11 protein-coding genes are annotated in these 13,250 nt (G+C 73.4%); 6 read left to right on the forward strand and 5 right to left on the reverse strand.

The genetic code is table 11. From position 1 onward, the window contains the following. Nucleotides 1-13: 13 nt before the first annotated feature. Nucleotides 14-1,504: a hypothetical protein gene (locus AB0J69_RS28135; RefSeq protein ID WP_364123020.1), complete on the reverse strand. Its 1,491-nt coding sequence runs from the start codon at nt 1,502-1,504 to the stop codon at nt 14-16. Next, nucleotides 1,501-2,385, reverse strand: coding sequence for an ABC transporter ATP-binding protein (locus AB0J69_RS28140; protein WP_364123022.1), 885 nt, complete (start codon nt 2,383-2,385; stop codon nt 1,501-1,503). The genes AB0J69_RS28135 and AB0J69_RS28140 overlap by 4 nt, the downstream gene beginning before the upstream one ends. Nucleotides 2,386-2,450: 65 nt before the next feature. Here AB0J69_RS28140 and AB0J69_RS28145 point away from each other — a divergent pair, with 65 nt between their 5' ends. The 4 genes from AB0J69_RS28145 (at nt 2,451) to AB0J69_RS28160 (ending at nt 5,504) form a co-directional block, all read left to right on the forward strand. Next, nucleotides 2,451-3,023 carry a TetR/AcrR family transcriptional regulator gene (locus AB0J69_RS28145; RefSeq protein WP_364123024.1) on the forward strand — a complete coding sequence of 191 codons (573 nt, stop codon included), beginning with the start codon at nt 2,451-2,453 and terminating at the stop codon, nt 3,021-3,023. A 69-nt stretch (nt 3,024-3,092) separates the two neighbouring features. Then, nucleotides 3,093-3,671 (forward strand): NAD(P)H-dependent oxidoreductase, encoded by a 579-nt coding sequence (locus tag AB0J69_RS28150; protein ID WP_364123123.1) that lies wholly within the window; start codon nt 3,093-3,095, stop codon nt 3,669-3,671. Nucleotides 3,672-3,693: 22 nt separating this feature from the next. Next, nucleotides 3,694-4,665, forward strand: a complete 972-nt coding sequence (locus tag AB0J69_RS28155; RefSeq protein ID WP_364123026.1) for an ATP-binding cassette domain-containing protein — start codon at nt 3,694-3,696, stop codon at nt 4,663-4,665. Beyond that, entirely contained in the window at nt 4,662-5,504 is an 843-nt protein-coding gene (locus tag AB0J69_RS28160; protein ID WP_364123028.1) for an ABC transporter permease, read from the forward strand. The genes AB0J69_RS28155 and AB0J69_RS28160 overlap by 4 nt, the downstream gene beginning before the upstream one ends. Before the next feature lie 48 nt (nt 5,505-5,552). Here AB0J69_RS28160 and AB0J69_RS28165 read toward each other — a convergent pair whose 3' ends face one another. Continuing rightward, nucleotides 5,553-6,350 (reverse strand): class I SAM-dependent methyltransferase, encoded by a 798-nt coding sequence (locus tag AB0J69_RS28165; RefSeq protein ID WP_364123030.1) that lies wholly within the window; start codon nt 6,348-6,350, stop codon nt 5,553-5,555. Between the two features lie 85 nt (nt 6,351-6,435). On the opposite strand from AB0J69_RS28165, the gene AB0J69_RS28170 reads away from it, so the two are divergent. Then, nucleotides 6,436-7,041, forward strand: coding sequence for a YdcF family protein (locus tag AB0J69_RS28170; protein WP_364123032.1), 606 nt, complete (start codon nt 6,436-6,438; stop codon nt 7,039-7,041). 95 nt (nt 7,042-7,136) lie between these two features. Further along, the gene (locus AB0J69_RS28175) at nt 7,137-8,633 is read left to right on the forward strand and encodes a ricin-type beta-trefoil lectin domain protein (protein ID WP_364123033.1); all 1,497 of its coding nucleotides are present in this window, start codon (nt 7,137-7,139) and stop codon (nt 8,631-8,633) included. Here the strand turns inward: AB0J69_RS28175 and AB0J69_RS28180 are convergent. Together AB0J69_RS28180 and AB0J69_RS28185 are read right to left on the reverse strand one after the other, a co-directional pair. Further along, entirely contained in the window at nt 8,630-11,884 is a 3,255-nt protein-coding gene (locus AB0J69_RS28180) for an AAA family ATPase (RefSeq protein ID WP_364123035.1), read from the reverse strand. The two genes, AB0J69_RS28175 and AB0J69_RS28180, sit on opposite strands and share 4 nt — an antisense overlap. 111 nt (nt 11,885-11,995) lie before the next feature. Then, nucleotides 11,996-13,192, reverse strand: coding sequence for a cytochrome P450 (locus AB0J69_RS28185; RefSeq protein WP_364123037.1), 1,197 nt, complete (start codon nt 13,190-13,192; stop codon nt 11,996-11,998). Between the last annotated feature and the right edge of the window lie 58 nt (nt 13,193-13,250).

The following is a 13,250-nucleotide window of genomic DNA, read 5'->3' on the forward strand; positions in this document are numbered from 1 at the left end:
GGACCTGCCGGCCTCACCCGAGCAGGTCCCGCCGGGCGAACGCGACACCGCCGACGGCCACGAGCACGGCGGCGACCAGGGCGAACGCGGCCGGAGCCAGGAAGCCGGGCGAGATCGCGGGATGGCCGTAGCCGAACGGGGTGAGCAGGAACGCCGCCCTGCCGATCGTCCCGGCCTCCCACATCGCCACGCAGGCGGCCGAGAGCGCGACCGTCACCCAGCCGGCGGGGGCGGCGAGGCGCGGGCGCAGGCCGTACGCGGCGATCGTGATGCCGGCGATCGCCCAGGAGGCGGGCGCGAACATCAGCGCCGTGCCGATCTGGCTGGCCGGCCGGCCGCTGCCGAGTCCGGTGCCGAGGCCGACGGCCAGCAGCATGGCGGTGGGCGCCGCGATCGCGAGCGCGACGTGCCCGGCCAGCCAGCGCGTCCTGCCGGTGGGCCGGGCCAGCAGGGGCTCCGCGCGGCCGCGGCTCTCCTCCGCGTACGGCCGCAGCGCCCCCGCCACGGCCAGGCAGGCCACGACCAGGCAGAAGACGTACGTGAAGATCTCCAGCAGGCTCTGCCCCGTGATCGTGCCGACCTCGAACGAGCCGGACACCCAGCCCACCCCCACCGAGACCGTGCCCAGGCTGACCGTCCAGCCGGCCGCCTGCCCGCCGGACAACCGCCAGGCCAGCGCGCCGGGGCTGCCCAGCCTGCCCCGCACCGGCCCGGTGCCGCCCGCGCGGTCCGGCAGCAGGCCCGCGCCCAGGTCACGGCGCCCCGAGACCGCGTACGCGACCAGGGTGAGCACCACCGCGAACCCCAGCGGCAGCAGCGGGACCCACCACTGCTCGTCCCCGTACGCACGGGCGATGCGCGGCCACCCGGCCGGGAAGATCCCGATCCGGTCCTCCGGCACCACGACGCCGGGCACGAGCCCCGCCACCAGCACGCCCACGCCGGCGCTGCGCGCGAGCGGCGCGCTCTGGGAGAGCTGCGCCGCGAGGAGCCCGCAGGCGGCGAACACCGTGCCTCCCGCCCCGGCCGTCAGCCCGAACAGCAGCGACCCCCCGAAGGGATGACCGAACCCGAGGGGCAGCACGACGGCGAGCAGCGCGGCGATGGCCACGTTCACAGCGGTGGCCACGGCCATGACGGCGCTGACGGAGGCGTGCCGGCCGGCGGCTCCCGCCGCCACCAGCTCCCCGCGGCCCGCGTCCTCCTCGGCCCGGGTGTGCCTGATGGCGAACAGCAGCCCCGCCAGACCCGTGATGAGCAGACTCTGCACGCTCGACCGCCAGGCGACCAGCCCCTCGATAGAGGTGTCGTGGACCGGGCCGAGCAGCGCCGTGGTGATCGGGTTGGCGGTGCTGACCGCCACGAACTCTTCCCTGATCTGCCGGGTGGGCAGCAGCGCGCCCAGGGAGTAGGCGTTGAACGCCGGCACCGCGACGGCCGCGGCGATCCAGAGGGCGATGAGCAGCCGGTCGCGGCGCAGGATGAGGCGGACCAGCGTGCTCATGGGGTCGCCGCCACCTGGTAGTGGCGCAGGAACAGCTCCTCCAGCGTGGCCGGCTGGGCGGTGAGGTCGCGCAGGCCGAACGCGGTCAGCCGGGTGAGCACCTCACCGGCCTGACCGCTGTCGACGCGGAAGCTCACCTCCGTGCCGTGCACGCGCAGGTCGTGCACGCCGTCCAGCCGCTCCAGGGGCCGCTCCAGCCGGGCGGTGATCGAGGTCCAGGTGAGGTGGCGCAGCTCGGCCAGGGTGCCCGACTCGACGACGCTGCCCTGGCGGACGATGCTCACCCGGTCGCACAGGGCCTCCACCTCGGCCAGGATGTGGCTGGACAGCAGGATCGTGGTGCCCTGCGCGCGGCGCTCGGCCAGGCAGCGGCGGAACTCGGCCTCCATGAGCGGGTCGAGGCCGGAGGTGGGCTCGTCCAGCAGGAGCAGCTCGGCCTCGGCCGACAGCGCGGCGATCAGCGCGACCTTCTGCCGGTTGCCCTTGGAGTAGGTGCGCGCCTTCTTGCCCGGGTCCAGCCCGAACCGGTCGATCAGCTCCGCGCGCCGCCGCTCGTCCACCCGGCCGTGCAGCCGCCCGAGCAGGTCGATCGTCTCGCCGCCGGTCAGCTCGTCCCACAGGGTGACGTCGCCGGGCACGTACGCCAGGCGGCGGTGCAGGCGTACGGCGTCATGCCAGGGATGCCCGCCCAGCAGCCGCACCTCGCCCGCGTCGGCGCGCAACATCCCCAGCAGCACGCGCAGCGTGGTCGTCTTCCCCGCGCCGTTGGGTCCGAGGTAGCCGTGGATCTCCCCGGCCGCCACCTGGAGGTCGAGCCCGTCCAGCGCGCGGACCCGCCCGTACGACTTGACGAGGCCGGACACCGCGATCACAGGATCCATGGCTGGGACGCTACGCAAAACTTGCAGTCCTGTAAATATGCATCGGTTGCAATATCATGGCCGGCATGTCGTTGCGGGAGCGGAAGAAGCAGCGGACGCGGCAGGCGCTCATCGACGCCGCCGGGCGGCTGTTCGACGAGCAGGGGTACGAGGCCACGACCGTCGCGCAGATAGCCGCCGCGGCCGAGGTGTCCCCGCGCACGTTCTTCACCTACTTCCGGCACAAGGCGGACGTGCTGATCACCCACGGCGTGGAGCGGGTGGACGCGGGCGTGGCGGTGATCGGCACCCGCGCCCCCGGCGAGCCGCCCGCCGCGCTGCTGGCCAGGGCCTTCGACGAGATGCTGACGGAGAGCTGGGATCTGGGGATGACGCCCGGCCTGGTCGGGGAGGCGGTCAAGCTGCCGATCTTCTCGCCGCGGGCCTCCATCGACCGCTCGAACACCCGGCTGGAGCGGCTGGCCGCCGCGCTCGTGAACGCCTGCGAGATCGACCGGACGACCGCGTACGCGATGGTCGGGGCCGCGATCGGGGCCGTGAGCGCGACGGCGGCGGCCGCGATCGGCGAGGGCAGATCCGACGAGGAGACCCTCGCCGAGGCCCGCCGCACCTGCCGCCGCGCGTTGGCGGGCTTCTGACCGAACCCCCTCGCTAGATCCGATCTAGCGGCCCACCTAGCGCCTTGAGGGTGGAAGGGGGTGACCACCATGCCGGGTGACGACGACCCGCTCCACGTCGCGGTGATCATCGGCAGCACCCGGGTGGGGCGCGTGTGCGACACGCTCGGCGGCTGGTTCGCCGCGCGGGCCCGGCGCCGCGAGGACCTGTCCGTCGAGGTGCTCGACCTGGCCGGATACACCTTCCCCGCCTGCTACCCGGACGAGTCGACGCCGTCCATGCGGCACTTCACCGCGGCCGTCGGCGGCTCCGACGCCTTCGTCGTGGTCACCCCCGAGTACAACCGCAGCTTCCCCGCCCCGCTCAAGCAGGCCATCGACTTCGCCTACGACGAGTGGCAGGCCAAACCGGTCGGGATCGTGGCCTACGGCTCCGGCTCGTGCGGCCACTACGCCGTCGAGCAGCTCCGCACGGTCTTCTCCGCCCTGCACGCCGTGACGATGCGCGACTGGGTAGGGCTCGACCTGCTCGGCGCGGGCGTCGACGAGTGCGGCCGGCCGCGCGACACCGACGACCTCCTGCGGGCCGTCGCGGCCCTGCTCGACCAGCTCACCTGGTGGGGCCGGACGCTCCGCGAGGGCCGCCGCAGGCAGCCGTACGCCTCATGACCTCATCTCGAAGGGAACACCCATGACAGATCTGGCGATACAGACCTCCGGCCTGGTCAAGGTCTTCGGCGACACGCGCGCCGTGGACGGCCTCGACCTCGCCGTGCCCGCCGGCGCCGTGTACGGCGTGCTCGGGCCCAACGGCGCCGGGAAGACGACCGCCGTACGCATGCTGGCCACGCTGCTGCGGCCCGACGGCGGCGAGGCGACCGTGTTCGGGCACGACGTCGTGCGCGAGGCGGACGCCGTACGCTCCCGGGTCAGCCTGACCGGCCAGTACGCCTCCGTGGACGAGGAGATGACCGGCGCCGAGAACCTGATCCTGCTCGGCCGCCTCCTCGGCCACCGCAAACCGGCCGCCCGCGAGCGGGCCGCGGACCTGCTGGAGGCGTTCGGGCTGACGGAGGCGGCGGGACGGCAGGTCAAGACGTACTCGGGGGGCATGCGGCGGCGGCTCGACATCGCGGCCAGCATCCTGAACACGCCCGACCTGCTCTTCCTCGACGAGCCCACGACCGGCCTGGACCCGCGCAGCCGCAACCAGGTCTGGGACATCGTCCGCATCGTCGTCGCCCACGGCACCACGGTGCTGCTGACCACCCAGTACCTGGAGGAGGCCGACCGGCTCGCCCAGCGCATCGCGGTCATCGACCACGGCCGGCTCATCGCCGAGGGCACGCCGGGCGAGCTGAAGTCGTCCGTCGGGTCCGGCTCGGTCCACGTACGGCTGCGCGACGCCGCCACCCGCCCCGACGCCGAGCGCCTGCTGGCCGAGACGCTGGACACGCCCGTCTACCTGGAGGCGGACCCGGTGGCGCTCACCGCCCGCATCACCGGCGGCGGCAACGAGGCCGAGCAGGCCTCCCGCGCGCTCGGCCGCCTGGCCGAGGCCGGCATCGTCGTCGACGACTTCTCCCTCGGCCAGCCCAGCCTGGACGAGGTCTTCCTCGCCCTCACCGACCACCCCGCCACCACCGAGGAGGCAGCAGCATGAGCACCACCACCGACAGCACCACCACGTACGCACCCGCGGCCGAGGCCCTGGCCACGGTCCTGGCACCCGGGGCCAGACCACCCCGGCCGAGCGCGTGGTCGGCGTCGATGACGTTCGGCTGGCGGGCGATGTTGAAGATCAAGCACGTGCCCGAGCAGCTCTTCGACGTGACGGCGTTCCCGCTGATGATGACGCTGCTGTTCACGTACCTGTTCGGCGGCGCGCTGGCCGGCTCTCCCACGGAATACCTGCAGTTCCTGTTGCCCGGCATCATGGTGACGAGCGTCGTGATGATCACCATGTACACCGGTGTGGAGGTCAACAAGGACATCGAGAAGGGCGTCTTCGACCGCTTCCGCACCCTGCCGATCTGGCGCCCGTCCACCATGGTCGGCTACCTGCTCGGTGACGTCCTGCGGTACACGATGGCCTCGACGGTCATCTTCCTGGTCGGCCTGGTGCTCGGCTTCCGCCCGCAGGGCGGCCTCGCCGGGGCGGTGGCGGGGATCCTGCTGCTGCTGGTGTTCTCGTTCGCGTTCTCGTGGGTGTGGACGATGTTCGGCCTGCTGATGCGCAGCGAGAAGGCGGTGATGGGGGTCAGCATGCTGGTGCTGTTCCCGCTGACCTTCCTGAGCAACGTGTACGTCGATCCGGCGACGATGCCGGGCTGGCTGCAGGTGTTCGTCAACGCCAACCCGATCTCCCACCTGGTCACCTCGGTACGGTCACTGATGGGCGGGGCGCCCGACATGGGGGAGATCACCTGGGTGCTGGTGTCGGCGGCCCTGTTCGTCGCCATCTTCGGCACGCTGACGATGCGCCTGTACAACCGCAAGTAGGTCCACGCGGCCCAGGGCCGGCGGTCCTGGCGCTGACGCCGACAACGCTCAGAGGCGGCGGCCGACGGTGAGGACGACATACCAGTGGCGGGTGAGCCGGCCGTCCGGGCGGGTGGCGAGGAGGCGGCGGATCTCCTGGTAGAGGTGCCGGCGCCGGTCAGGCTCCATGGCGATGTGGCCGGAGAACGTGTCGAGCAGGGCCAGGTATTCGTCGGCCGTGTAGCGCAGGGCCCACACGTAGAGCCGGGTCCCTGCCACCGTGAAGTGCCCGGAGGTCTCGAACTCGGTGGCGACGGGGTTGGGCTGCTCCTCGGGCGTCGGTCCCGGCCATGGGCCGTCGTGGCCCTCGTCGATCTCTTCGTAGACCTCCTGGATCTCGTCGAAGATCGGGTCGTAGCCGGCGGGCATGGCGTGCTCGGCGTTCCACACGGCCAGGTGGCCGCCCGGGGCGAGCAGGGAGGCCGCCTTGTCATACTTGACGGCGGGGTCCAGCCACTTCCAGGCCGTGGCGGCGTACACGAGGTCGAACCGGTCGCCGGCCGGCGGCTGCCAGCCCTCGAACGGCGAGGTGATCACCGAGACGCCGGCGAAGTCGGCGAGGCGGCGCCGGGCCTCCGCCGCGAGGGCCTGGCCGAGCTCGACCGCGGTGATCCGGAAGCCCAGCCGCGCCAGCGGGAGCGTGGCCTTGCCCGGGCCGCAGCCGACTTCGAGCAGGTGCGCGGGCGGTGTGAGGCCGGTGATGCGGAGCAGGTCGGAAAAGAGCTCGGCCGGGTAGTCGGGACGGGCGTCCTGGTAGGTGGCGGCTGCTCTGTCGAAGGTGGCCGACAGCCGGCGGTCGAAAGACATCGTCCCATCCTGGCGGTGCCGTGCGACGGGAGGCGAGCCGATTTATCGTGACCGTGAGGTGGGATCCGACCGGTGAGGAGCACGGATGACCGACGACCTTGGTTCCGAGCAGATCGCCGCCATCACCGCTTTCGTGGACACCGAGGCCCTTCCGCCCGACGGGCGGCCCACGGCGCTCATCCTCTTCGGCACCATGTACGTCCGCCCGCCCGTCGAGATCGCGGCCGAGCAGTATCACCGGGGGCTCGCGCCGCTCATCATCGCCACCGGCGGCGTCAATCGCCACGACGGCACCCACGAGGCGCGTACGTTCCGCCGCCTCCTGCTCGAACGCGACGTCCCGGACGACGCCATCCGGTGCGAGGACCGCTCGCTCAACACCTGGCAGAACGTCGAGCTCTCGCTGCCCTTCCTGCATGAGGCGCTGGCGTCGGGGCTCGCCGTCACGGCGGTCTGCAAGTGGTACCACCGGCGGGCGATCCACATGCTGAAGACCCTCGTGCCCGGCCTCGGCCCCTTCCACGGCATCACCTGGGAGCCGCCCGGCGCCGACCGGCCGATCACGCGCACGGACTGGCCCGCCATGTCCGGTGGCAGGCAGCGGGTGCTGCGCGAATGGGAAGAGGTGTCGCGCCGCGTCGCAGACGGCAGCCTCCAGGACCTCGTGCTCACCGGCGGCGCGTGGCGCTGACGGGGCCGAAGATCCCTGACGTTCTCCCTGACCCGTACATGTACGTTCCGTTACCATGAGCCGACTCACGGTGCCGGACGGACGACGGAGGGTGCATGCGCGCGAAACCCGCCCTGGTGGCCGGCGCGGTCGTCCTGCTCGGCGCGGTCTGCTCCGTGCTGACCGGCGTCTACGTCAACTTCGCCACCGACGGCCGACCGGAGCTCAACCCGGCCCACATCCTGCCCGCCGTGCTCTTCGCCTGCCTGGCCTCCGCGTTCCCGCCGCTGGGCGAGGTCCTGCGCTCGCGCTGGGCCAACCGCACGGCGAGCGCCGCCGACCCGTTCAGCGCGCACGACCTGCCCACGTTCAAGCGGCTGCTCAAGGAGCTGCGCAGGCGGGCGGGCACGCCCCGCTTCGCCGAGCTGGAGACGCGCGCCGCCGCCCGCGGGCTGGCGTTCGGGCGGGCCGACCTGGAGCAGGTCACCGGCCGGCGCACCAGCTGGCTGAACGACGCCGGGCAGGCCGAGCCGGTCATCCGCGCCTTCCTCGCGGTGCATGACGTGCCGGGCGCCGCGGCGGACAAGTGGCTGCGGTCCTACCGCAGGCTGGCCGATCCCCAGCCGGAGGCACCCGGCCGCCGCGTCAAGCTGGTCGCCGTCGTGACGGTGCCGGTCGTGTGCGCGACCGCGGCCTTCCTGGGTTACGTGACGTACGCCGAAGCGCAGGTACGCGACTCGCTCAGGCGCTCGAACGTGACGATCCTCTCCCTGTACGTCCCCGGCCGTTACCTGGTCGTCAACAACTCGGCGCCCGCTCCCCCGCACGCCAGGCTGGGCGCCTCGATCGTCAACACGAGCCCCGGCCAGACCTACCGGTGGGACCTCGAACCGGACAAGCGCGGCGGCACGTACCTGCACCGGATCCGCAACCGCGCCACCCAGCGCTGCCTGACCCCGGAGGCCCGGCACCTCACCGAGGGGATCCACCTCACCGAGGCGGCCTGCGGCGACTCCGGCGACCAGCTCTGGCGGGTGACCGACCAGTCCCTCGCCATCTCCTCGCCGCAGGGCGAGCTGTGCGCCGAGCCGAACATGGGCTCCACCATGGCCGGCACCCCGCTGATCCTGCGGGCCTGCGCCGGCGGGCGGCTCGTCCAGCGCTGGCTGGTCACCGACCGCCTGCCGGACCTGGGCAGCTCGCTGGCCAGCGCGGAGAACGGCGTGTGCCTGGACGCCGCGAACGACACCGACGTGATCACGTGGGAGTGCCACGGCCGCGCCAACCAGGCCTTCAGCTATCCGCGCGACGCCCGGGGCGACTACGCGATCAGGAGCATGGGCCGCTGCCTGGCCGTCTCCGGCCCGCCGGGGCGGCAACACCCCGTCCGCGAGCCCTGCTCCAGGGGCCCCGGCCAGCTGTGGCGCTTCACCTACCGCTCGCCCTTCCACGAGTGGCTCTACTGGGAGGTCAAGCATGTCGCCACCGGCCTGTGCCTGCAGCTGGAGCCGGACGGGCGGTCGCTGTCCATGACTCCCTGCGTGCGCTCGAACGTCCAGCAGTGGCGCACCCCCGACTGGCTGCACCCGCCGAACACCCCGGTCCACCCCTAGAGGCGCCACCCGATCTTGTCGTCGCCCGGCTGGTAGCGGCAGGTGGCGCCGGTGGAGACCGTCGCCCGCAGGTGGGCGGCCAGCTCGGGATGGGCGTGGTCGAGCTTGCGCAGCGTGTCGCGGATGCGCGCGGTGACGGTCTTGCGGGCCCGCTCCGCCTCGTCGCCCAGCCGCCGGGTGCGCCCGCCCAGCCCGGCCGCGGCCCGCAGCTCGGCCAGCAACGCGGCCCGCTCCCGGTCGAACTCCGCCGCCCGCCCGTCGTCGCCCAGCTCGGCGGCCCGGTCGATCTCCTCGTCGAGCCGGGCCAGACGGCGGCGGTATCGGGTCTTGGCCTCCTCGTCGAGCACGTCGTCACCGCCCATCCGGCGGGCCGCCACGACGAGCTCGCCGCCTTCGGGATCGAGCAGCAGCACGGCGGGCACGTCGTCACCGGGACGGCTCAGCAGGGTGTGCAGGTCGCGCAGGCCCTTGGCGTCGGGCAGGTGAGCCACCCGGCCGTCGAACGCCAGCGACCAGACCGCTCCCTCCCGCCGGAACTCCCCGGCCGGGCTGCCCGAGCCTCCGGCGCCGCCACGCCAGGCGTTGCCCGGCAGCGCCTGGGCGTCTTCCGGCACCGCGTGCCCGGCGGCCCGCGCAGGGGGTGGCTCGCCGATGTGCACGGGCTGCGGAAGCTGCCGCATGCCCAGCTCCACCGCCTCCCAGCGCACCTCCTCCAGCAGTGCCCGCGCGGCCTCGGCGTCGCCGGGCCCGGCCCGGGAGAGCAGCGTCTCGGCCAGACGGCCCCGGGCCAGCACCGACCACGGCCGCGCCCGCATCGCGTCGGCCGCGCGGTAGGCGGCGGTGAGCTCCGCGACGGCCTCCGCCCAGCGCTCCTCCGCGGCGTCCACCAGGCCGAGCCAGAGGTCGTAGGGACCGCCGATCTCCCAGCCGAACAGCGACACCGCCCACCGCCCCCGATGCCGCGCCAGCCCGGCCCGCGCCCGGGCGCACAGCTCCGGGTCCTGCGTGGCCGCGGCCACCTCCGCCAGGAAGCGCAGCCAGATCGGCTGGACCATGCGGTCGTCCGGCTCCTCGTCGGTGAGCTGGCGCAGCGCCGCGTGGAGGTCGCCGGCGTGCAGGGCGGTCAGCCCCTCCAGCAGCGGCACGCACGGGTGGCCGGTGCCCCTCAGCTCGCGCAGCGCCTGCTCCTGCTCGTCGATCCGGCCCTGCAGCGCCATCAACGACCAGCGGTGGTGCATGAGCATGAAGGTGAAGTGTTCGTGGCGGGCGTCGGGCTCGATGGCCGCGAGCAGGGACTCCGCCTCGGCGAAGCGGCCGGCGAGACCCGCGATGATGCTGGCGTCGACGTCGGCGGTCATCGCGAGGTGCGGGCGCTCGCTGCGCCGCGCCCTGGCGTCGTAGTCGTGGAACTCGTCGAGGTAGCGCGGGTCGCCCTGCTCGATCATGGCCACCCAGCGCAGGGCGCTCGCGAAGTGCTCGAGGTCGGCGTCGGAGGTGCGCCGGGCCACGGCGATCAGCTCACCCGTCAGCACCACCCGCTCCCCGGCCGTGCCCGGCCCCCAGATGATGTCGTGGTGCGCCCACAGCCCGAACGCCAGCGCGTCGTCGTTGCCCTCCTGCCTGGCCAGGTTGATGAGGTGGAGCACCAGGTCGGTCGCGAGCCGCTCGTCCGGCACCGAGCCGCCGACCAGCCGGCGATGGGCGTCCTTGAGCCGGTCGAGAGCCTTCTCCCGGCCGTAGTGGCTGTGGAGGACCAGCGCGACCCGGGCGGGCAGCTCGGGGTCGTCGATGTCGCGGGCGATGGCCGCGGCCTCCTCGAAGACCCGCCTGGCCTGCTCGGGCTCGCCGGTGTGGTGCAGCTCCCTGCCCAGGTCGAGCGCGATCAGGCCGCGCCGGCGCGGGCTGGAGGCGGCGCTCAGCTCGTACGCCCTGCGCAGGTGACCGACCTGCTCCTCCCCGGCGAGCCTGCCGCCGGCCTCGCGGGCCGCGTCGAGCAGGAGGTCGATGGCCTTCTCCGGGTCGAGCCGGTCACCGGCGAGGTAGGCGTGCCTGGCCAGGTCGCTGGGCGGCAGCCTGCCGGCCAGGCCCGGCGCGCTCTCCACCGCGGCGACCACGGCGGCGTGCCGGTCGGGCGGGTCGTCGAGGGAGTCGTAGAGGGTCTCGCGCACCAGGTCGTGCGCGAACGCGAACACGCCCCCGCCCCTGGTCACCACGAGCCTGGCCACCACGGCCAGCTCGAGCAGCCGGTCGACGTGCGCGACCGGCTGCGCGATGGTGGCGGCGAGCACCTGGCGGTGGAACTCCCGGCCCAGCACCGCCGCGGCCGGCAGCAGCTCGGACACCTGGCGCGGCAGCAGGGACAGCCGCCGCAGCAGCGCGTCGCGCACGCCGGGCGCGATCGCGCTGGCCGAGCCGCCGCTGCGCCACAGCCGGGCGGTCTGCTCGACGAAGAACGGGTTGCCGCCCGTGCGCAGGTGGACCTCCTCGACCAGCTCGGGCGGCGGGTCGAGGCCGGCGGTGCGGGCCATGAGCGCGCCGACGCCCGCCCGGTCGAGCCCGGTGAGCGTGATCGTGGTGGCCTTGGCCACGAGCGGTGACAGCAGGTCGCGCAGCGGGTGGTCGACGGGCTCCACCTCGGCGTCGCGGTAGGTGCCGATCAGCAGCAGCCGCTCGAACCAGGTCTGCTGCGCCGCGAACTCCAGCAGCCGCAGCGAGGCCGGGTCGGCGACGTGCAGGTCGTCGATGACGATCACCACCGGGCGCCGCTGCGAGAGCGCGACCAGGGCGGAGGTGACCGCGTCGAAGAGCTGGAAGCCGTCGGGCGTCGCCCCACCGCTCGGCAGCTCACCGAACTCGGGTGTCCTGCCCTTGGCGGCGTCACCGAGCTCGGTGCCCCTGCCCCTGGCATGCGCCTCGCCGAGCAGGGCGGTCAGGCTCGCGCCCGCCGCCTCCTCGGCCGCCGCCCACTCCTCGGGCTCGGCGGCCCGCCGCAGGGCCCTGATGACCTGCACCCACGGCCAGTAGCCGGGGGCGCTGCCGGAATCCCAGCACGCGCCGCCGACCACCAGCGCGCCGCGCCGCCTGGCCTCGCCCGCCGCGCTGGTGACGAGCGTGGTCTTGCCGATGCCCGCCTCGCCGGTGACCAGCACCAGGCCGCCGTGGCTGCCCACGACCCGGGTGATCTCGGCGCGCAGCAGCTCGGCCGGGTGCTCCCGGCCGATCAGCTCGTGGGCCGCGACGTCCATAGGCATGACGCTTGCACGTTATCCGCCCGAGCCGACAATTTCCCAACGCCTGCCCAGCGGTTCCGGCGGGCGGGATGCACGTCTCCGGGTCGATCGGGCCGGCGCCGGTGGCCCGGTCTACCAGGCCACCTCCAGGGAGCTGAGCCCGTACACGATGGAGGAGGTGCGGAAGCGCGGGGCGGTGTCCGTCACGCGCAGGTTCGGGAAGCGCTTGAGCAGCGCGGGGAAGGCGATCCGCAGCTCCATGCGGGCCAGCGGGGCGCCCAGGCAGTGGTGTACGCCGTGACCGAAGGCGACGTGGCCGGGCGCGCCGCGGCTGAGGTCGAACGCGTCCGCGTCCGGCAGGAACGACGGGTCCCGGTTGGCCACGGGCAGGGTGCAGATCAGCAGGTCGCCCGCCTCGATCCGCCGGCCGCCCACCTCGGTGTCCGCGGTCGCGACCTTGGTGGTGCCCGAATTGACGACGCTGAGCCAGCGCAGCAGCTCCTCCACCGCGGCGTCGATGCGCTCGGGCTCCTTCCGCAGCAGGTCGAGCTGCTCGGGGTGGCGCAGCAGGGCGAGCGTGCCCAGGGAGAGCATGTTGGAGGTGGTCTCGTGCCCGGCGAACAGCAGCAGGCCGCCGATCCCGACCAGCTCGTCGGTGGACAGGTCGTCGCCGTGCTCGCGGACGAGCATGCCGAGCAGCTCCTCGCCCGGGTCGGCCTGGATGCGGGTGACCAGGCCCTCCATGTACGCGCGCTGCTCGAACTGGAGCATCATGCGCTGCTCGCCGGGCACGGTCATGTCGAGCATCCTGGCGGTGCGCTCCTGGAAGCCCTCGCGCTCCTCGTACGGCACCCCGAGCAGCTCGCAGATCACCAGCGACGGGATCGGCAGCGCGAACGACGGCACCAGGTCGGCGGGCGAGCCCGCGGCCTCGATGGCGTCCAGGTGCTCCTCGACGATGCGCGTGATCCGCGGCTCCAGCCGGTTGATCCGGCGGATCGTGAACTCGGGGGTCAGCATCCTGCGCAGCCGCGTGTGCTCGGGCGGGTCCACGCCGAGCAGGTTGCCGGCGCGCACCTTGGCCTTCTGCTCCTCTGTCATCTCCGGCGCTCCGGGCAGCCGGGCGATGGTCTGTGGCGCGACCTTGAACCGCTCGGCGTCGCCCAGCACCTCCCGCACGTCGGCGTAGCGCGTCACGAGCCAGGCGTCGGTGCCGAACGCCGTCGTGATCCGTTTGATCCGCTCCTGGTCCCGCGCGGCCGCCAACTCCGGCGCCGGATCGAACTCCACCCGCCGCATGTGCAGCGGCATCGTCGAGGTCTCGCTCATGCAATCCCCTGGCTGATCCTGATTTTTGCGTAGAACGCTACTGATGCGGGCGATGCGG

This window comes from Nonomuraea sp. NPDC049709 (genome assembly GCF_040674815.1).
Lineage (GTDB): Bacteria > Actinomycetota > Actinomycetes > Streptosporangiales > Streptosporangiaceae > Nonomuraea.